This window comes from Variovorax sp. EBFNA2 (genome assembly GCF_033802765.1).
Lineage (GTDB): Bacteria > Pseudomonadota > Gammaproteobacteria > Burkholderiales > Burkholderiaceae_C > Variovorax > Variovorax paradoxus_H.
Genome location: NZ_CP138496.1, coordinates 1,617,785 through 1,637,818 on the forward strand (window position 1 = coordinate 1,617,785; position 20,034 = coordinate 1,637,818).

The window sequence follows — 20,034 nt, forward strand, 5'->3', positions numbered from 1 at the left end:
TTTTCAGGACACCACTCGACATGGCATCGATCAGCAGCATCGGCGTTGGCGCCAACCTTGACCTCAGCGCTCTGCTGACCCAACTGCAGACCGCGGAGAACCAACCGCTCGTGGCCCTGAAGGCCAAGCAGACCAGCTACAACAGCAAGCTCTCGGCCTACGGCACGCTGCAAAGCGCGCTCGCCGGCATCCAGGCCGCTGCCAAGAAGCTGGGCGACCCGGCGCTGTTTCAGGCCATCACCGGCACGCCCAGCGTGAGCGGCATCATGGCGGCCACCGGCACCGACCCGCGTTCGGCGGGAACCTATGCCATCGACATCTCGCAGCTCGCGCAGGCGCAGTCGGTCATCGCGAAGGGGCAGGCCAACACCACCACCGCGATCGGCAGCGGCAAGATCACCATCGACTTCGGCAAGGTCTCGGGCGGCACGCTGGACCCGGTAACCGGCCAGTACACCGGCGCCACCTTCGACAAGGACACCACGCGCACGGCCAAGCCGATCACCATCGACGCCAGCAACAACACGCTGGGCGGCATCCGCGATGCGATCAACGCGGCCAACGCGGGCGTGTCGGCCACCATCGTGAACGACGGCAGCGGCACGCCCCACCGGCTGGTGCTCACCTCCACGCAGACCGGCGAGAGCTCGGCCATGCGCATCTCGGTGGACGGCGACGCCGCGCTGCAGGGCCTGCTGGGCAACGACCCCGCCGGCGCGCAGAACCTGCAGCAGACCGCGGCGGCGCAGAACGCGAAGCTCACCGTCAACGGCATCGCCGTCACCAGCACGACCAACTCGGTGACCGACGCCATCCAGGGCACCACGCTCACGCTGGTGCAGACCGGCAAGCTCAACCTCGTGATGAAGGCCAGCACGACGGCAGTGAAGACGGCCATCACCGATTTCGTGAAGGCCTACAACGCGCTGCAGAGCACGGCCAAGTCGCTCACCGCCTTCGACACCGACGCCGAAACCGCCGCGCCGCTCGTGGGCGACTCGACCTTGCGCAACCTGCAGACGCGCATCCGCCAGACGCTCACCAGCCCCCAGCCCGGCGGTGCGAACGACCTGAAGGTGCTCACGTCGATCGGCATCTCGTTCCAGAAGGACGGCACGCTCGCGGTCGACAACGACAAGCTCGACAAGGCCATCGACACCAACCTGGAAGGCGTGTCGAAGCTCTTTGCCAGCGGCACCGGCAGCACCACCGGCTACGGCAAGCAGCTCACGGCGGTGATCGACGACCTCACCGGCAGCAAGGGCGCGCTCAAGGCCGCCACCGACGGCGTGACAAGCACGCTCAAGCAGATCGACACCCAGTACGCCGAAATGAAGGAGCGGGCCGACGCGACCGTGGAGCGCTACCGCAAGCAGTTCGTGCAGCTGGACGTGGCGATGAGCAGCATGAACGGCACGCTGAAGTACCTCGCGCAGCAGTTCGACGCGATGAACGCCAGCAAGGGCTGAGGACAGGAGGCCGCATGTACAGCTCTCACCACTCCCGCACCGGTGTCGGCGCCTACGCGCGTGTCGGCATCGAGACGCGCGCCATGAGCGCGTCGCCGCTGCAGCTCATTCACATGCTGTTCGACGGCGCGAAGACCGCCATCGGCGCGGCGCGCCTGCACATGGCGGCCGGCGACATCGGCGCCAAGGGGCAGGCGATTTCGAAGGCGATCAACATCGTCGACAACGGCCTGAAGGCCAGCCTCGATGCCGGGGCGGCCGGCGAGGGCGGCACCGACATCGTCGGCAACCTCTCGTCGCTGTACGACTACGTCGTGCAACGCCTGCTGCAGGCCAACCTGCGCAACGACGCGCAGGCGCTGGACGAAGCCGACCGCCTGCTCGACCACCTCGCTTCCGCCTGGCGGGAGATCGACGACAGGCCTTCCAACTGATGGTGCAGCGTGTGACCCCGGGACAGGAACAGATGGCCGTGCGCAGCGAGATCGTTCATTGCTACGAGCAGCTGGCCGCGTGCATCTCGCGGATGCTGGCGCTGGCCCGCGCCAAGGAATGGGGGCAGCTGCCCGAGCTGGAGGCGCGGTGCTCGGCATCGGTCGAGCGCCTGAAGGCGCTCCAGCCGTTGGCGTCGCTGGAGCCTGCGCAGCGCGACCTCGTGCTGCATCTGCTCGAGCGCATCTGTACCGAGCAGGCCGAGCTGTCGGGGCTGATCAAGCCGCAGCTCGACGACCTGATCCGCCGCATGGATTCGCTGAACCACCAGAAGAACCTGGGCAGGGCCTACGGCCTCGCGCACTGACGCGAACCGACAGGACAACACCACCGTGGCCATGCTGGGACTCACCGGACTGATCGATGCGCTGATGGCCGCGCGCCTGACGCCGCGGCTGGACCTGCTCGGCCTCAAGTCGGAGACCACGGTGGGCGCGCCCGGTGCGGCGGTGGCCGTGCCGAAGACGGCGAACGATGTGCGCCTGCCTTCGCGTGCGGCGCTGGACCGGCTCGTGCCCTCGGGGGCGTCGGGTGGTGACGTGGCTGCGCCTGCAGGTGGCGGTGCACCGTCTTCCATCGACACGCGCCTGTCGGTGGCTGCGCGCGTGATCGGCGCGGTGCTGGCCGATCTGCAGGCCGAGCCCGGGCCGGTGCGTGGTGAGGCGCCGTTGTTGCTGCCCGTGGCGCGACAAGGCGTGAATGCCGCCGCGCTCTCGGGCACGCTGGCGCAGACGGTGTCGGACAGCGGGCTGTTCTACGAATCGCACTTGGCCGAGTTCGCGGCGGGCACGCGCACGCTGGCGCAGATGGCGCGGGAGCCGCAGGCGCGCTGGGCGAGTCCGGTGATGGTGGCGACGACGTTGGCACCAACAGGGCAGGGCGTGGTGACTGCCGCGACGGCGTTGACTGTGGCTGATGGTGCGACGCAGCCCGCGCCGAATGCAGCGGCGCCGGCCGACGCGCCGGAATCTGAAATCACGCAACCTGAGCGCGTGGTCGCGCGCAGCGAAACCGTCACCGCTCCCGCGCCGGATGCGGCGCGCGTGCAAGCGGCTTACGGTGTGTCCGATGCTGAGCCGGAAATGCCCGCGCCCCGCATCGCAGAACAAGCACGCGCCGCAGTCGATGTCGCCAGCACGCCCGCCCCACGCGGCGCCGAAGTGATCCACCCGCAAGCCGTCACCGTCGTGCACCAGCAGCTCGACCTGCTGGCCAGCGCCGCCTTCCGCTGGAGCGGCCACGCGTGGCCCGAGGTACCGATGGCGTGGGCGATCGAGGAAGAGCAAGCCAGGCCCGGTGCACGCGAAGGCGAGCCATCCGACGAAGAAGGCGCACGCCGCTGGTCCACCACGGTGTCGCTCGTGTTGCCGCGCCTCGGCGAAGTCGATCTGCGCCTGAGCCTTTGCGGTCCGACCGTGCAGGCGCACCTGCATGCGCGCGAAGACAGCACCGTGGCCCGCCTGCGCGGCGACGCCGGCCGGCTCGCGCAACGTTTTGAAGCCGTGGGCCTTCAGCTGCAGCAGTTGCAGGTCACGGCGAAGGAAGCGGGATGAGCGATGACCTTCGCAACCGCCACAGCGCCGTCGTGCTCTCGCACGCGGACACGCGCAAGGCGCCCGTCGTGGTCGCGAAGGGCTATGGCGTGGTGGCCGAATCGATCATGCGCGAGGCGCGCGCGCACGGGCTGTATGTGCATGCATCGGCGGACCTCGTGAAGCTGCTCATGCAGGTCGACCTCGACCGCCAGATTCCGCCGCAGCTGTACCAGGCGGTCGCTGAAGTGATGGCCTGGATTCATCGGCTGGAGGGTGGTGCCGAGGCTGCAGCGCCGTGACGGATTGATCTTCTATGGAAAGTCATTGATCTATTGAAGGATTTAAATAACCCGCCCGCCGTTTAACGCCGGACGTCGCTCGATAGTCTTTTTAAATTCAATTGGCGAGGTGATTGCCAATGACGAAATACACACGCCAGTAACAATTGCTTGCGTTGCCCGAGCACTCGCACGCACCGTGCATGAAACCGATTCCCCAGAGGGAAGGTCGGGCTTTCCCGTCGACTGTCCATTTAACTTTTTGGGCTACTTGTCTTCTAAGTGTAAATAAGTGTGTATATAATGTATACATGTTGGATTGGACGGCGGAGTCGACATGGAATCGGAAATGGAACTAGACGTGGAAAATTGCAATGTCAACGCAGGCGGTGTGATTTCGAAGGAAATTGGCGAGATCAATCTGGCCTACATGCTGCTCGCGCAGAAGCTGGTGAAGCGGGATCGGGCGGAAGCCATGTTCCGCCTCGGCGTGGGGCGCGAGCTGGCCGATCTGCTCATGAACATGTCGCTCAGCCAGATCGTGAAGCTGGCCGCGTCCAACTTCCTGCTGTGCAGCTTTCGCCTAGACGACCGGCCCATGTTTGCCGTGGTCGGCGAGGGCAAGGAGTCGGCGCTGCAGCAGGCCCACATGTCGATCCTGATGAGCGCGCGCCAGGCGCAGGCCCAGGCTCAAGCCCAGCCGCAGATGCGCAAGGCGGGGTCGGCCAGCGCATGACTGCCAAGAGCATCCTGGGCGAGGTCCGGCAGGTGCAGCTCGCGGTCGAGCTCATCGGCCTGGGGGCGCGCCTGCAGTTCCTGGAGGGCGTGGTCGCGCTGAGCCGCGAACGGCTGATCCGCCTGTACAAGGAACTCAAGGGCGTCTCGCCGCCCAAGGGCCTGCTGCCGTTTTCTACCGACTGGTACATGACCTGGCTGGCCAACATCCACTCGTCGATGTTCTACAACATCTACCGCTTCATGCGCGACGAGGCCGGCGAGGACGAACTGCCCGCGCTCATCAAGGCCTACCGCCTGTACACGGAGCAGGTCGAATCGCAAGGCAGCGAGGTCGTGCTCGACTTCACGCGCGCCGAAACCATGGTGCGTTTCTTCGACAGCGACATGCTGCAGCTCAGCCCGTGCAGCCGCTGCGGCGGCCACTTCGTGGCGCATGCCCACGACCACAAGCACGGCTATGTGTGCGTGCTGTGCCGCCCGCCTTCGCGCGCGGGCAAGGCGCGCAAGCCCAAGCTCGCGCCCGTGCGCCGCGCTGGTCTCATCGCCGGCGGTCCGGTGCTCGACATCGGCGGCGCCGTCTCGTGAAAGTGCCCCGGCGCCCGGCGCGGGTTTTTTGTTTTGGACGCCTCAGGGCATAGGGGAAGCGCGTGCTGGTTCTGTTGGGATATCTGGTGGTGATCGGCGCCGTGTTCGGCGGCTACGGCCTCATGGGCGGGCATTTCGGCGTGCTGTTCCAGCCGGTGGAGCTGCTCATGATCGGCGGCTCCGCGCTCGGCGCGTTCATTGCGGGCAACAACGGCAAGACCATCAAGGCGACCATCCGGGAGCTGCCGCTGCTGCTGCGTTCTTCCAAGCACAACCGCCAGCTCTACATGGACCTGCTGGCGCTGTTGTACGAGCTGCTCGCCAAGGCCCGCAAGGAGGGGATGATGAAGCTCGAGTCCGACGTGGAAGCGCCAGCGCAGAGCGAAATCTTCAGCCGCTACCCGACCATCCTTGCGCACGAGGGCATCACCGTGTTCCTGTGCGACTACCTGCGCCTGGTCATCAGCGGCAACACCGACGCCCACGAGATCGAGGCCCTCATGGACCACGAGATCGAGACCATCCGCCACGAGGCCGCCGTGCCCGGCCACAGCCTCTCGCGCGTGGGCGACGCACTGCCCGCGCTGGGCATCGTCGCGGCCGTGATGGGCGTGGTGCATGCGCTGGGCTCGGCCCACCTGCCACCGTCGGAAATGGGCGCGCTCATTGCGCACGCCATGGTCGGCACCTTCCTGGGCGTGCTGCTGGCCTACGGCTTCGTGTCGCCGCTGGCCTCGCTGATCGAGCAGAAGGTCGAAGAGGCCATGAAGACTTATCAATGCGCCAAGGTCACGCTGCTGGCCAGCCTGAACGGCTACGCGCCGCAGCTGGCCGTGGAGTTCGGCCGCAAGGTGCTGTTCTCGACCGAGCGCCCGTCCTTCACCGAGCTGGACGACCACGTCCGCGAAGTCAAGGCGCGCTGACCCGCAACCCGCCATGAGCGACGCGAAGCCCCGCATCATCATCAAGCGTGCCCACGGCGGCGGGCATGGCGGCGGCCATGCGGGCGGCGGCTGGAAGATCGCTTATGCCGACTTCATGACGGCCATGATGGCCTTCTTCCTCGTCATGTGGCTGCTGTCGATCTCGAGCCCGAAGCAGCGCGAAGGCATTGCCGAGCACTTTCGCATGCCGCTGCGCGTGGCGCTGGCCGGCGGCGACAAGAGCAGCATGAGCACCAGCATGATCCCCGGCGGCGGCGCCGACGTGATGCACACCGAAGGCGAAGTGCGCCAGACCGAAGCCGACAGCGAAGACGCGGCCGACGCGAGCCGCCTGGCCGAGATGAAGAAGAAGCTCGACGAACTGATCGAGAAGAGCCCGGTGTTCCAGCAGTTCCGCTCGCAGATCCTCATCGACATCACGACCGAAGGCCTGCGCCTGCAGATCGTGGACAGCGAGAACCGCCCGATGTTCGAGCTGGCCAGCGCCCGCGTGGTGCCGCACATGCGCGCCATTCTTCGCGAGCTGGCGCCGGTGCTCAACGGCCTGCCCAACAAGCTCACGCTGTCGGGCCACACCGACGCCATCGTCTACACCAACGATCGTTCGTACGGCAACTGGGAGCTCTCGGCCGACCGCGCCAACGCCTCGCGCCGCGAGCTGGTGACGGGCGGCATGGCCGAGGACAAGGTGCTGCGCGTGATCGGCCTGGCCGACAGCATGCACCTGGACCGCGCGGACCCGCGCAACCCCATCAACCGCCGCATCAGCATCATCTTGCTGAACCACCGCACGCAGGAGCGCATCGAGCGCGAGAACAGCAACGACGCCGGCGCCACGCGCATCGGCCTGCCGCCGCCGGCCGCGCAGGCCCGCACGGCGGCGGGACACACGGCGGGATAACAAGAACAAGGAAGCGGCCGCGTGCGTGAGCGCGGGCCCTGGAGCACCACAGATGGACCTCAGTCAATTCACCCAGGCCTTCTTCGTCGAAGCCATCGAGCTGCTGGCGGAGATGGAGCAGCTGCTGCTCGACCTCGACGTCGAGGCGCCCGACAGCGAACAGCTCAATGCCATCTTCCGCGCGGCGCACTCGATCAAGGGCGGCGCGGCCACCTTCGGTTTCACCGCCTTGACCAACACCACGCATGTGCTCGAAACGCTGCTGGACAGGGCCCGCCACGGGCAGCTGCACCTGAGCGCTCCGATGATCGATGCCTTTCTGGAAACGAAGGACGCCTTGCAAGACCAACTCACCGCCTACCAGGCCGGCAAGGAGCCGGACGCCGACCGGGTCGCCCACATCTGCGGCGTGCTGCAGCAACTGGCGATGGAGAACCACCACGCCGCTGCGCCCGCGCCGGTTCCCGCGCCCGCGCCTGCACCGGCGCCTGTCGTTCAAGCCGCTGCACCGGCCGATGAAGGCAGCAGCGACGGCGTGCTCGTCATCCGCTTCGCGCGCCTGTCCGACAGCGAATGCGACCTGCTCGCCGGCGAGCTGACCAACCTCGGCACCGTGCTGACGCGCACGCGCAGCAACGACCAGCTGACCGTGCGGCTCGCCACCACCTGCGACCCCGACGACATCGTGGCCGTGTGCTGCTTCGTCATCGACGAATCGCAGATCGACATCACGCGCGAAGTGACTGACGTTGCCGCACCCGTGGTCGAAGTTGCAGCGCCAGTCGTGCAGCCCGCCGCACCGGCCCCTGCACCGGCCGCAGCCGCACCCGCGCCTGCCAGCGCCAAGGAGTCCAGCTCCATCCGCGTCGATGTCGAGAAGGTCGACCAGCTCATCAACCTCGTGGGCGAGCTCGTCATCACGCAGTCGATGCTCACGCAGGCCGCGACCGTGCTCGACCCCGTGGCCTACGAGCGCTTTTTGAGCGGCTTGGGCCACCTGGAGCGCAATGCGCGCGACCTGCAGGAATCGGTGATGTCGATCCGCATGATGCCGATGGACTACGTGTTCAGCCGCTTCCCGCGCGTGATCCGCGACGTGAGCGCCAAGCTCGGAAAGCAGGTGCGCCTGGACACCTACGGCAAGGAGACCGAGCTCGACAAGGGCCTCATCGAGCGCATCGTCGATCCGCTCACGCACCTCGTGCGCAACAGCCTGGACCACGGCATCGAGGCCCCCGACGTGCGCCTGGCCAAGGGCAAGGACGCCACGGGCCAGTTGCTGCTGTCGGCGCAGCACCACGGCGGCAACATCGTGATCGAGGTGAGCGACGACGGCGCGGGCCTGAACCGCGAGCGCATTCTCGCGAAGGCGCGCCAGCAGGGCCTGCCGGTGAGCGACGCCATGCCCGACGAAGAGGTGTGGCAGCTGATCTTCGCGCCCGGCTTCTCCACGGCCGAGCAGGTCACCGACATCTCGGGACGCGGCGTGGGCATGGACGTGGTCAAGCGCAACATCCAGGAGATGGGCGGCCACGTCGAGATTCATTCGCGCGGCGGGCAGGGTACGTCGACGCGCATCGTGCTGCCGCTCACGCTCGCCATCCTCAACGGCATGTCGGTGCGCGTGGGCAGCGAGGCGTACATCCTTCCGCTGAGCTACGTGATCGAGTCGCTGCAGCCGCTGCCGGAGCACCTGCATTCCATCACCGCCGACGGCCACGTGATCCGCGTGCGCGGCGAGTATCTGCCGCTCATCGAGCTGCACCGCGTGTTCGACGTGGCTGGCGCGCAGACGCAGCCCACGCAGGGCATCCTCGTGATCGTGCAGGCCGACGACAGCCGCTTCGCGCTGCTGGTCGACGAACTGCTCGGCCAGCACCAGGTGGTGGTGAAGAACCTGGAGACCAACTACCGCAAGGTGCCGGGCATCTCGGCCGCCACCATCGTGGGCGACGGCAGCGTGGCGTTCATCGTCGACGTGGGCGCGATGCCGCGCATCCAGCGCGCGCAGGCTGCGAGTGCGGCGGCGCTGGCCGGCGCCGCACGCCGCAGCACCGACGCCCTCGCGTCCTGAACCAGTTCATTCGACGGACGGCCGCATGAGGTTCGATTTCTTCCGGCGCCCGGGCGCCGACGGCAACGGCGTGCCCGCCGAGGCAATGCCACCCATCGCACCCGCGGTCGGCGCCGACGGCCATGTCGCCTACGCCATGCTGCTCGACGGCAAGCGCCGCGTGGTCGGCTACCGCATGGCCTGGCGCGCGGCCGGGCAAGGCACCGATGCCGGCGCAGCAGCCGGCGTCAAGGCGCTCATGGACACGCTGGGCCTGCACCTGAACCCGGGCGGCCACGGCTGGCTGCTGGGCGAACAGCGGGTGTTCGTCGATGTCACGGTCGATGCGCTGTTCCAGAGCGAGCTGCAGTCGCTGCCGCCGCGCAACGTCGTGCTCTGCATGAAGGCCGACGAGCTGACGGACCCCGAGATGCGCTCCATCCTGCTGTTCCTGCGCGAGCAGGGCTTCGGCTTCATGCTGTGCGGCGGCGCTGCGCTGCCGGACGACGACGAACTGCGCGCCATCGTCACGCATGTGGAGGTGGCGCCCGCCGACCTGGCGGCCGTGTCGCCCGCAGGCCCGGCGCCCATCGCCGCGCGTGTGGCGAACTGGTCCGAGTTCGAGGCCTGCGCCGCACGCGGCGTGCAGGTGTTCGTCGACGGCGCCGTGCGCCTGCCGCCCGCGCGCGACAGCGCCGATGCGCTGCAGCCCGAGTCGCAGCTCATCGTGCACCTGATGCAGATGATCCTGCGCAACGAAGACGTGCGCGCCATCGAGGGTGCGCTCAAGCACGACGCGGCGCTCACCTACCGGCTGCTGCGCTACATCAACTCGCCCTCGGTGGGCCTCGCGGTCGAGATCCACTCGCTGCGCCATGCGGTCGCCATGCTCGGCTACTCGCCGCTGTACCGCTGGCTGTCGCTGCTGCTGGCCACCAGCAACAAGGTCAGCTCGCCCTTCATGATGAAGAAGGCGATTTTGCGCGGGCGCTTCGTCGAGCTGATGGGGCAGGGCATGCTGCCGCCGAGCGAAGCCGACAACCTGTTCGTCGCCGGCATGTTCTCGCTGCTCGACCAGCTGCTGGGTGTGCCGATGGAAGGCGTGCTGCGCAAGGTGCAGCTCACCGAAGCGGTGCAGCAGGCGATTCTTTCGCGCAGCGGCGTCTATGGCCCCTTCGTGGCCCTGGCCGAAAGCTGCGAGACCGACGACGGCCGTGCGGCGCGGCTGTCGGAGGCGCTCTTCCTGAGTGCCGCGCAGGTCAATGCCGCGCAGCTGTCGGCGCTGGTGTGGGCGCTCGACGCCGGCCCGGCCGTGACCGCGCCGCCTGCCTGAGCTACGGAAATGCAGGGCATTTGCGCGTCTGATCGGCCGATTGAAAACGGTGGCCTCTGTGACCATTGAAAGTCACGCTTCCAGGCTGGCTGTGACGACCGAGTTCCTTTTTACCGACCACGACTTCTCCCGAATCCGGACCCTCATCCATCGCCGCGCCGGCATCGCCCTGGGCGAGCAGAAGCGGCAGATGGTGTACAGCCGGCTGTCGCGGCGCCTGCGCGAGCTGCAGGTGCCCGCGTTCGCGTCGTACCTGGACGAGCTCGAGGCGCGCCACGACGGGGAGGAGTGGCAGCTGTTCATCAACGCGCTCACCACCAACCTCACCTCGTTCTTTCGCGAGGCGCATCACTTTCCCACGCTCGGCGCGCACGTGCGCAAGATGCCCGGACCGATCACCGTGTGGTGCGCCGCCGCCTCGACGGGCGAAGAGCCGTACTCCATCGCCATCACGCTGATGGAAGCCCTCGGCGACCGTGCGGGCTCGGCCCGCGTCATCGCCAGCGACATCGACACGGCCGTGCTGGCCAAGGCCGCGACCGGCGTCTTCACCACCGAGCAGGTGCGGCGCCTGTCGCCCGAACGGCTGCGGCGCTTCTTCAACAAGGGCACCGGCACCAACGCCGGCAAGGTGCGCGTGCGTCCCGAGGTCGCCGCGCTGGTGAAGTTCTCGCGCGTCAACCTGCTGGACAACACCTGGGCGGTGAAGGAGCCGGTGGACGCGATCTTCTGCCGCAACGTGATGATCTACTTCGACAAGCCGACGCAGAAGAAGGTGCTCGACCGCTTCGCGCCGCTGCTCAAGCCGGGCGGCCTGCTGTTTGCGGGGCACTCCGAGAACGCGTCGCTCGTCAACCCGGCCTTCCGGCCGCTGGGGCAGACGGTGTACGAGCTGTCGCGCACGCCGGGCCTCGCATGAGCCTGGCGAGCCATCACTACTTCGACCGCGATGTCGGGCGCATGGCCGTCAAGCTGCTGCCCTCCGAGTACTACGTGACCACCGACCACACCGTGCTGAGCACCGTGCTCGGCTCCTGCGTGGCCGCCTGCCTGCACGACGCGCAGGCGGGCGTGGCCGGCATGAACCACTTCATGCTGCCCGACGACGGCGAACCCGGTGCGGGCTCGATGCGCTACGGCGCCTACGCCATGGACGTGCTGGTGCGCGAACTGGTGCGCGCGGGCGCGCGGCGCGAGCGGCTGCAGGCCAAGGTGTTCGGCGGCGGCGCCGTGCTGGCCGGCATGACGACGCTCCACATCGGCGACCGCAATGCCGACTTCGTGCTGCGCTACCTGCAGGCGGAACGCATCGAAGTGGCGGCACAAGACCTGCGCGGCCCGCACGCGCGCCGCGTGTGCTTCATGCCCGAAAGCGGCAAGGCCGTGGTGCGCCGCCTGCGCGCGCAGACCGAGGTGCTGCGGGTGCACCACGACGAAGGCGAACTGCTGCGCCGGCTGTCGGTGCCCGGCGCGCCGCACGAGAACGACAGAACCAAAGGAAGCCGGTGAGCCTGACGAGCCAAAAAAAGATCAAGGTGCTCTGCGTCGACGATTCGGCGCTGATCCGCAGCGTGATGAGCGAGATCATCAACAGCCAGCCCGACATGACCGTGGTCGGTACCGCGGCCGACCCGCTGGTGGCGCGCGACCTCATCAAGGTCACGAACCCCGACGTGCTCACGCTCGACGTCGAAATGCCGCGCATGGACGGCCTGGAGTTTCTCGAGAAGCTCATGCGCCTGCGGCCGATGCCGGTGGTCATGGTGTCGTCGCTCACCGAGCGCGGCTCGGAGATCGCGCTGCGCGCGCTGGAGCTGGGCGCCATCGACTTCGTGACCAAGCCGCGCCTGGGCGTGCGCGACGGCCTGCTGAACTACACCGAACTCATCGCCGGCAAGATCCGCACGGCGGCCAGCGCGCGGCTGCTGCCGGCCCGGCCCGCAGCCACCGCGGCGCGCACCACCCAAGAGGTTGCGCCCGAGGCGCTGCTGCGCAGCCCGCTGCTGAGCACCGAGAAGCTGCTCATCATCGGCGCCTCCACCGGCGGCACCGAGGCCATCCGCGAGGTGCTGCAGCCGCTGCCGCCCGACGCGCCCGCGGTGCTCATCGCGCAGCACATGCCGGCCGGCTTCACGCGCTCCTTCGCGCAGCGGCTGGACGGCCTGTGCCGCATCCGCGTGAAGGAGGCGGAGCAGGGCGAGCGCGTGCTGCCGGGCCATGCCTACATTGCGCCGGGCGGCTTTCACCTGTCGCTGGCGCGCAGCGGCGCCAACTACGTGGCGCACCTGGACCAGGAGCCGCCCGTGAATCGTCATCGGCCGTCGATCGACGTGCTGTTCGATTCGGCCGCGAAGCACGCGGGCAAGAACGCCATCGGAATCATCCTCACCGGCATGGGCAAGGACGGCGCCGAGGGCCTGCTGCGCATGCGGCGCGCGGGCGCGCACACGCTGGCGCAGGACGAGGCCAGCTGCGTGGTCTTCGGCATGCCGCGCGAGGCGGTGGCGCTGGGCGCAGTGGACGAGGTGTCGCCCCTGAACGAAATCAGCCGCCGCGTGATGGCGCACCTTCGCACGTTCGGTGAACGCGCGAACCGGGTGTGACGAATTTGAATAACGACCTGTGGAGTTGGAAACATCGTGATCGATAAGAGCATCAAGATTCTGGTTGTGGATGACTTCCCGACCATGCGCCGCATCGTGCGCAACCTGCTGAAGGAGCTGGAGTTCCTCAACGTCGACGAGGCCGAAGACGGCGTGGCCGGGCTGGAGAAGCTGCGCGGCGGCAACTTCGGCTTCGTGGTCTCTGACTGGAACATGCCGAACATGGACGGCCTGACCATGCTGCAGACGATTCGCGCCGACCCCGAGCTGAAGAAGCTGCCGGTGCTGATGGTCACGGCCGAGGCGAAGAAGGAAAACATCGTCGCGGCTGCGCAAGCCGGCGCCAACGGCTACGTGGTGAAGCCATTCACCGCGGCGACGCTGGAAGAGAAGATCACGAAGATCTTCGAGAAGCTGGCCAAAGAGGCGGCTTGATGTGGCTTGGGTGTGCGCGCTCTGGTTCAGGGCGACGCTCCCGCCGACGGGGCACCTTGCTCCGCGAATGTCCTCCGGCCTGCGGCCTCCCCCTTAATTTCGCTGCGCAAGGCACCCCATCGACGTGAGCGTGTTCAGTGCGGTCGTTGATCGGCCAGCACAACGACAGCGCTCAGTGTGCGCAGGACACTGGGTGCTTCCCGCAGCGAAATCAAGGAGGAGCGAAGCGGGGGACATTCGCGGAGGGAAGTACCCGGTGGCCTGTGCACACCCCCCGAAAAGACCAGACCCTGCAGCACAAGGAATCACTGACATGAACGACAACGCCCCGGAACCCGCCAACACGACCGAAGAACTGCTAGGCCGCATCGGCCACCTCACGCGCCAGCTGCGCGAAGGCCTGCGCGAGCTGGGCCTGGACAAGCAGGTGGCCAAGGCCGCGCAGGCCATCCCCGATGCGCGCGACCGCCTCAACTACGTGGCGGCCACCACCGAGCGCGCCGCCCATCGCGCGCTCAACGCCATCGACGTCGCGCAGCCGCTGCAGGAAGCATTGGCGACCGATGCCAAGGCGCTGACACAGCGCTGGGACCAGTGGTTCGAGAACCCGATCGAACTCGACCACGCGCGCGAGCTCGTGCTCGACACGCGCGGCTACCTGAGCGACGTGCCGCAGCGCGCGAGCGCCATCAACACGCAGCTCATGGAGATCCTGATGGCGCAGGACTTCCAGGACCTCACGGGCCAGGTCATCAAGAAGATGATGGAAGTCGTGAACGACGTCGAGACGCAGCTGCTGCAGGTGCTCATCGACAACTCGCCGCCCGAGAAGCGCCACGAGGCGGTGCAGAGCCTGCAGAACGGACCGCAGGTGAAGGCCGGCAACCCCGATGCCGTGACCGACCAGTCGCAGGTCGACGACCTGCTCGAGAGCCTCGGGTTCTGAGTCGCTTGATTGGCCGAATTGCAGGGCGATACCGGCCCTGATCGGGCGATTGTTCCGAACCACCGGATTCAATAATTTGGGTCTGGGCAAGGCGTACGTCGCCAGTGCTGGTTCGGAGCATGAATGGCTGAGGAAAGCGATCTCGAGAAAACGGAACCCGCCTCCGAGCGGCGCCTGGAGAAGGCGCGCGAGGAAGGCAACGTGGCCCGTTCGCGCGAACTCACCACCTTCGTCATGCTCGCCACCGCGAGCGCCGGCCTGTGGTTCGCGGCGGAATCGCTCGGCGCGAGCCTGAACGGCGCGCTGCGCCATGGCCTGCAGTTCGACCGCGCCAGCGCCTTCGATCCCGCGCACATGCTCTCGCAGAGCGGGCGCATGGTGTTGCAGGCGCTGGTCGCCATCGGGCCGCTGTTCGCCATGATGGTCGTGGCCGCCGTGGCCGCGCCACTGATGCTCGGCGGCTGGATGTTCTCAGGGAAGGCCGTCGCGCCCAACTTCGGAAAACTCAATCCCCTGGCCGGCATCGGCCGCATGTTCTCGGCGCAGGCGCTGGCCGAACTCGTGAAGGCGCTGGCCAAGTCGGCGCTGATCGGCGGCGTGGCGTGGTGGGTCATCGTGGACGACATCGAAGCCGTGATGGCGCTCATGTCGCAGCCCGCGCACGAGGCGCTGCCGCACGCGCTGGTGCTGGTTGCCAAGCACTGCGCGCTGATCGCCGCCACGCTCTTTCTCGTCGCGCTCGTCGACGTGCCGTTTCAGCTCTGGAACTACTACCGCAAGTTGCGCATGTCGCGCGAAGACGTGCGCCAGGAGCACAAGGAAAGCGAAGGCGATCCGCACATCAAGGCGCAGATCCGCCGGCAACAACAGCAGATGGCACGCCGCCGCATGATGGCCGAGGTGCCCAAGGCCGACATCGTGCTCACCAACCCGATGCACTTCGCCGTGGCGCTGCAGTACCTGGACAGCGACATGCGCGCGCCGCGCGTGGTCGCCAAGGGCACCGAGCTGGTGGCCGCGCGCATCCGCGAACTGGCGAAGGAACACAAGGTCGCGATCCTTGAAGCGCCGCCGCTCACGCGCGCGCTCTACCGGCACACGAAGCTGGGCGAAGAAATTCCGACAGGCCTGTACACGGCCGTGGCCGAAGTGCTGGCGTGGGTGTACCAGCTCAAGCGCTGGAACAGCGAAGGCGGTGAGGCGCCGCGCACGCCGACCGATTTGCCCGTGCCGGCCGATCTTCAGTATTCGCCGGCCACTGCATGAACGCGCTGACCGATTTGATGCGCCTGCCGGCGCGGATGTTCTCCGGCTCGCACGTGAAGGGGCTGGCGGGCCCGATCCTCATCATTCTCATCCTGAGCATGATGGTGCTGCCGTTGCCGCCCTTCCTGCTCGACCTGCTGTTCACCTTCAACATCGCGCTGTCGGTGATGGTGCTGCTGGTGAGCATGTACACCATGAAGGCGCTGGACTTCGCGGCCTTTCCTGCGGTGCTGCTGTTCTCGACATTGCTGCGCCTGTCGCTCAACGTGGCCTCCACGCGCGTGGTGCTGATGCACGGCCACACCGGGCCCGACGCGGCCGGCAAGGTGATCGAGGCCTTCGGCCACTTTCTCGTGGGCGGCAACTTCGCGGTGGGCGTGATGGTGTTCATCATCCTCGTGCTCATCAACTTCATGGTGATCACCAAGGGCGCGGGCCGCATTGCCGAGGTGGGCGCGCGCTTCATGCTCGACGCCATGCCGGGCAAGCAGATGGCGATCGACGCCGACCTCAACGCCGGCCTGATCGGCGAAGAGATCGCCCGCAAGCGCCGCGCCGAAGTCGCGCAAGAGGCCGACTTCTACGGCTCGATGGACGGCGCCAGCAAGTTCGTGCGCGGCGACGCGATCGCGGGCCTGCTCATCATGGTCATCAACATCATCGGCGGCCTGGTGGTCGGCATGGTTCAGCACGGGCTCGACTTTTCGACGGCCGGCAAGACCTACACGCTGCTGGCCATCGGCGACGGCCTGGTGGCGCAGATTCCGGCGCTGGTGATCTCCACCGCGGCCGGCGTGATCGTCTCGCGCGTGACCACCGACGAGGACGTGGGCAGCCAGCTCACGGGCCAGCTCTTTTCCAACCCGCAGGTGCTGTTCCTCACGGCCGGCATCGTCGGCCTGCTGGGCATGATCCCGGGCATGCCGAACCTGGCCTTCCTGCTGATCGCGGGCGGCCTGGTGTGGCTCGGGCGGCGGCTGGTGCAGCGCAAGCCGCAGGAGGCCGCCAAGCAGGCAGCTGCTGCTGCAGCCGCGCAAGGTGCGGCAGGCGTGCCGGCCGCGGCCGAGCAGGCCGAAGCCACGTGGGACGACGTGGCCATGGTCGATCCGCTGGGCATGCAGGTCGGCTACCGGCTGATCCCGCTGGTGGATCAGTCGCAGCAGGGAGAGCTGCTGGGCCGCATCAAGAGCATCCGCAAGAAGATCGCGCAGGAGCTGGGCTTCCTGGTGCCGGTGGTCCACATCCGCGACAACCTGGAGATCAAGCCCAACGCCTACGTCATCAGCCTGAAGGACGTGGAGATCGGCCGCGGCGAAGCCTTCCCCAACCAGTGGATGGCGATCAACCCCGGGCAGGTGACGGGCACGCTGACCGGCACGCCCACGCGCGACCCGGCCTTCGGCCTGGAGGCCACCTGGATCGACGGCAGCCTGAGGCAACAGGCGCAGGTGTACGGCTACACCGTGGTCGATGCCTGCACCGTGATGGCCACGCACCTGAACCACCTGATCCACACCCACGCGGCCGAGCTGCTGGGCCGCCAGGAAGTGCAGCAGCTGCTCGACCAGATCGCCAAGACCGCGCCCAAGCTCACGGAAGACCTGGTGCCCAAGGTGCTGTCGCTGAGCACGCTGCACAAGGTGCTGCAGAACCTGCTCGACGAAGAGGTGCCGATCCGCGACATGCGCACCATCCTCGATGTGATGGCCGAGCACGCGCCGACGGTGAAAGACCCGACCGAGCTCACCACGCTCACGCGCCTGGCGCTGGGCCGCGCCATCACGCAGCAGCTGTTCCCGGGCGACGAGGAGATGCAGGTGATCGGCCTGGACGGCTCGCTCGACAGCGTGCTGCAGCAGGCCCTGAACAACAGCAGCGGCATCGAGCCGGGCATTGCCGACAACCTGCTCAAGCAGGCACAGGCCGCCATCGTGCGGCAGGAGCAGATGGGGCTGGCGCCGGTGCTGGTCGTGCAGCACGCGCTGCGCGTGCTGCTGTCGCGCTTTTTGCGGCGCAGCCTGCCGCAGCTGAAGGTGCTCTCGCACGCCGAGATTCCTGACGCCCGGACCATCAAGATCACCGCCGCCATTGGAGGACGAGCCGTTTGAATCCACAGACCGACGTGCGCGATGTGCGCGACGTGCGCACCACCGCACGCAAATTCGTCGCGGCCACCGGCCGCGAGGCCCTGCGCCTGGTGCGCGAATCCCTCGGCGCCGAGGCCATCGTGCTCACGCACCGCGCCACCGCGCAGGGCGTCGAGATCGTCGCCATGGCCGAGGGCGATGTGCAGGAGACGGTGCAGGCCGCAGTGCCCGCCGTGCCCGCAGTTGCGCCTGTCGCGACCGCATCCGCCGACCCCACCGTGCTCAGCGAACTCCATTCGATGCGCGGCATGATCGAAGAGCAGCTCGCCAGCGTGGTCTGGAGCGACAGCCAGCGCCGCGACCCCGTGCGCGGACGCCTGCTGCGCACGCTGCTCGGTGCCGGCTTCAGCGCACGCCTGTCGAAGGCCATGCTCGAGAAGCTGCCCACGGGCCAGAGCTACGCCGACGGCATGGCTTTCGTGCGCTCCGAACTCGTGCGCGCGGTGCCGGTGCATGAAGACGAAGACGCGCTGTTCGCGCAGGGCGGCGTCTATGCATTGATGGGCCCGACCGGCGTCGGCAAGACCACCACCACCGCCAAGCTGGCCGCGCGCTGCGTGATGCGCTTCGGCGCCGACAAGCTCGCGCTCGTCACCACCGACAGCTACCGCATCGGCGCCTACGAGCAGCTGCGCATCTACGGCCAGATCCTCAACGTGCCGGTGCACGCCGTGAAGGACGCGGCCGACCTGCAGCTGGTGCTGCACGACCTGCGCGACCGCCACATGGTGCTCATCGACACCGTCGGCATGAGCCAGCGCGACCGCGCCGTGCCCGAGCAGATCGCCATGCTCGGCAGCAGCCAGCGGCCGGTGAAGCGGCTGTTGCTGCTCAACGCCACCAGCCACGGCGACACGCTCAACGAGGTGGTGCACGCCTACCGCCAGGGCCATGCGCTGGCGGGTTGCATCTTCACCAAGGTCGACGAGGCCACGCACCCGGGCGCGCTGATCGACACCGTGATCCGCCACCGCCTGCCGGTGCACTACATCTCGGGTGGCCAGAAGGTGCCCGAGAACCTGCTGCGCGCCGACCGCGTGCAGCTGGTGGACAGCGTGTTCCAGCCGCGCCAGCACAGCCCGTTGTTCGTGCCGGCGGAAGCTGATCTGGCGGAGGACGTTGTGCCTTCGGTGCAGGCACAGGGTGAGACCGATCGCCTGCGCTTGCGCTACCAGAGCCTGATCCGTGCGATGGCGCATGACGCGCAGGAACTGGCGACGACGGCTGGCGCGCTGGCCGGTGCGCACATCGGCTTCGACGGTGCGCGCACGCTGTGGCGCCAGGCGGGTGACGAGGCGATCGATGCCAAGGCCGTGCTGCACGACCTGTCGGCGTTCGCGCGCGGCGAGGTGGCTGCGGGTTGCGACACCCATGTGCTCGCGCTGGCCGGGCAGGTGGGCCTGCGCGCGACGGACAGTGGCGATGCCTACGTGTGCCACGGCAGCCTGCTGCTGTCGGACCGAGGCGGCCTGCCGCTGGCCGCGCCGAACCAGTGGCTTTCGACCGCCGCGGCGCGCCAGTCGGCCGCACCGGGATTGCGTCAGGCGCAGTGGCTGGGGCAGCAGGATTTCGGCAAGCGATTGGTGCATGTGCTGGGCAAGCCGCCGGCCGTCGAACAGATGCTGGCGTGGCAGGCCGAAGGCACGCAGTGGCTGGCGCGCGCGCCGGGCAGCACAGCCGTGACCGACGTGCGCACCGGCACCGCGACCACGCTCGCGCGCCTGGCCTTTGCATTCGATGACGCGACTGAACGGGCTGTGCGTTTTCGCGGCAAGGGTGCACTGCAATGCGAAGCGCAAGTCGAGGTGCTGCCGCGCGGCGCCATCGACCGCGACGCCATGCCCGCGCTGCGCTGCGTGGCCGTCCGCGTGGTCGATGCGCGCAGCCGCAAACCGCTGTCGCAGACCTGCGTGCTCACCAACCTGGGCGACGAAGTGAGCGCACCGCAGCTCGCCCAATGGCAGGGCTGGGCCGCTGACGCCGAGCCGTGCTTCCGCCTGCTGCGCGATGGCGTGCAGCTCGTGGGCGGCATGGGCGAGCCTGGCGATCCGCACATGATGAAGCGCCTGCTCGTCGCCGGACAGGTCACGACCACCGTGTGGCGGCTGCTGCAGGCCGAGGGCGAATGGGCCGATCGCACACGCCTGCTGCTGGGCCAGCTCACGGGCCGCGCCACGCGCGCTGGCCGGGCCATGACGGGCGGCGCGTTGTACGCGGGCGTGGGCAAGCTGTTCCTGCTGCTCGATGCGCTGGGCACGGAATCGGCTGCGCCTGCGCAAGCACCCCGCACGCTGGAACGCCAGGGCTGA

19 protein-coding genes are annotated in these 20,034 nt (G+C 67.9%); all 19 read left to right on the forward strand.

Going from position 1 to position 20,034, the window contains the following annotated elements:
• Positions 1 to 20: 20 nt before the first annotated feature.
• Positions 21 to 1,469, forward strand: coding sequence for a flagellar filament capping protein FliD (gene fliD, locus RZE79_RS07410; RefSeq protein ID WP_319359629.1), 1,449 nt, complete (start codon positions 21 to 23; stop codon positions 1,467 to 1,469).
• Positions 1,470 to 1,483: 14 nt separating this feature from the next.
• On the forward strand, positions 1,484 to 1,903 hold the full coding sequence (gene fliS, locus RZE79_RS07415; RefSeq protein ID WP_319359630.1) for a flagellar export chaperone FliS: 420 nt from the start codon (positions 1,484 to 1,486) through the stop codon (positions 1,901 to 1,903).
• Positions 1,903 to 2,268, forward strand: coding sequence for a flagellar protein FliT (locus tag RZE79_RS07420; protein ID WP_319359631.1), 366 nt, complete (start codon positions 1,903 to 1,905; stop codon positions 2,266 to 2,268). The genes fliS and RZE79_RS07420 overlap by 1 nt, the downstream gene beginning before the upstream one ends.
• A 31-nt stretch (positions 2,269 to 2,299) precedes the next feature.
• The gene (locus RZE79_RS07425) at positions 2,300 to 3,514 is read left to right on the forward strand and encodes a flagellar hook-length control protein FliK (protein WP_319361119.1); all 1,215 of its coding nucleotides are present in this window, start codon (positions 2,300 to 2,302) and stop codon (positions 3,512 to 3,514) included.
• Entirely contained in the window at positions 3,511 to 3,795 is a 285-nt protein-coding gene (locus RZE79_RS07430) for an EscU/YscU/HrcU family type III secretion system export apparatus switch protein (RefSeq protein ID WP_319359632.1), read from the forward strand. Before RZE79_RS07425 ends, RZE79_RS07430 begins: the two co-directional genes overlap by 4 nt.
• A 409-nt stretch (positions 3,796 to 4,204) precedes the next feature.
• Positions 4,205 to 4,510, forward strand: a complete 306-nt coding sequence (gene flhD, locus RZE79_RS07435) for a flagellar transcriptional regulator FlhD (RefSeq protein ID WP_319361120.1) — start codon at positions 4,205 to 4,207, stop codon at positions 4,508 to 4,510.
• Positions 4,507 to 5,097: a flagellar transcriptional regulator FlhC gene (gene flhC / locus RZE79_RS07440; protein ID WP_319359633.1), complete on the forward strand. Its 591-nt coding sequence runs from the start codon at positions 4,507 to 4,509 to the stop codon at positions 5,095 to 5,097. The genes flhD and flhC overlap by 4 nt, the downstream gene beginning before the upstream one ends.
• Positions 5,098 to 5,159: 62 nt before the next feature.
• Complete coding sequence (gene motA / locus RZE79_RS07445; RefSeq protein WP_319359634.1) at positions 5,160 to 6,020, forward strand: flagellar motor stator protein MotA; 861 nt, start codon at positions 5,160 to 5,162, stop codon at positions 6,018 to 6,020.
• 13 nt (positions 6,021 to 6,033) lie between these two features.
• Complete coding sequence (gene motB, locus RZE79_RS07450; protein WP_319359635.1) at positions 6,034 to 6,942, forward strand: flagellar motor protein MotB; 909 nt, start codon at positions 6,034 to 6,036, stop codon at positions 6,940 to 6,942.
• A 52-nt stretch (positions 6,943 to 6,994) separates the two neighbouring features.
• Complete coding sequence (gene cheA, locus RZE79_RS07455; protein ID WP_319359636.1) at positions 6,995 to 9,016, forward strand: chemotaxis protein CheA; 2,022 nt, start codon at positions 6,995 to 6,997, stop codon at positions 9,014 to 9,016.
• Positions 9,017 to 9,041: 25 nt separating this feature from the next.
• Positions 9,042 to 10,328, forward strand: a complete 1,287-nt coding sequence (locus RZE79_RS07460) for an HDOD domain-containing protein (protein WP_319359637.1) — start codon at positions 9,042 to 9,044, stop codon at positions 10,326 to 10,328.
• A gap of 91 nt (positions 10,329 to 10,419) precedes the next feature.
• The gene (locus tag RZE79_RS07465; RefSeq protein ID WP_319359638.1) at positions 10,420 to 11,247 is read left to right on the forward strand and encodes a CheR family methyltransferase; all 828 of its coding nucleotides are present in this window, start codon (positions 10,420 to 10,422) and stop codon (positions 11,245 to 11,247) included.
• Positions 11,244 to 11,837: a chemoreceptor glutamine deamidase CheD gene (cheD, locus tag RZE79_RS07470; protein ID WP_319359639.1), complete on the forward strand. Its 594-nt coding sequence runs from the start codon at positions 11,244 to 11,246 to the stop codon at positions 11,835 to 11,837. Before RZE79_RS07465 ends, cheD begins: the two co-directional genes overlap by 4 nt.
• A 65-nt stretch (positions 11,838 to 11,902) precedes the next feature.
• Entirely contained in the window at positions 11,903 to 12,931 is a 1,029-nt protein-coding gene (locus RZE79_RS07475; protein ID WP_319361121.1) for a chemotaxis response regulator protein-glutamate methylesterase, read from the forward strand.
• A 39-nt stretch (positions 12,932 to 12,970) separates the two neighbouring features.
• Positions 12,971 to 13,366: a chemotaxis response regulator CheY gene (gene cheY, locus RZE79_RS07480; RefSeq protein WP_180288722.1), complete on the forward strand. Its 396-nt coding sequence runs from the start codon at positions 12,971 to 12,973 to the stop codon at positions 13,364 to 13,366.
• A 313-nt stretch (positions 13,367 to 13,679) separates the two neighbouring features.
• Positions 13,680 to 14,312: a protein phosphatase CheZ gene (gene cheZ / locus RZE79_RS07485; RefSeq protein ID WP_319359640.1), complete on the forward strand. Its 633-nt coding sequence runs from the start codon at positions 13,680 to 13,682 to the stop codon at positions 14,310 to 14,312.
• Positions 14,313 to 14,435: 123 nt separating this feature from the next.
• Entirely contained in the window at positions 14,436 to 15,578 is a 1,143-nt protein-coding gene (gene flhB / locus RZE79_RS07490) for a flagellar biosynthesis protein FlhB (RefSeq protein WP_319359641.1), read from the forward strand.
• The gene (flhA, locus tag RZE79_RS07495) at positions 15,575 to 17,686 is read left to right on the forward strand and encodes a flagellar biosynthesis protein FlhA (RefSeq protein ID WP_319359642.1); all 2,112 of its coding nucleotides are present in this window, start codon (positions 15,575 to 15,577) and stop codon (positions 17,684 to 17,686) included. The genes flhB and flhA overlap by 4 nt, the downstream gene beginning before the upstream one ends.
• Positions 17,683 to 20,034 carry a flagellar biosynthesis protein FlhF gene (gene flhF / locus RZE79_RS07500; RefSeq protein ID WP_319359643.1) on the forward strand — a complete coding sequence of 784 codons (2,352 nt, stop codon included), beginning with the start codon at positions 17,683 to 17,685 and terminating at the stop codon, positions 20,032 to 20,034. Before flhA ends, flhF begins: the two co-directional genes overlap by 4 nt.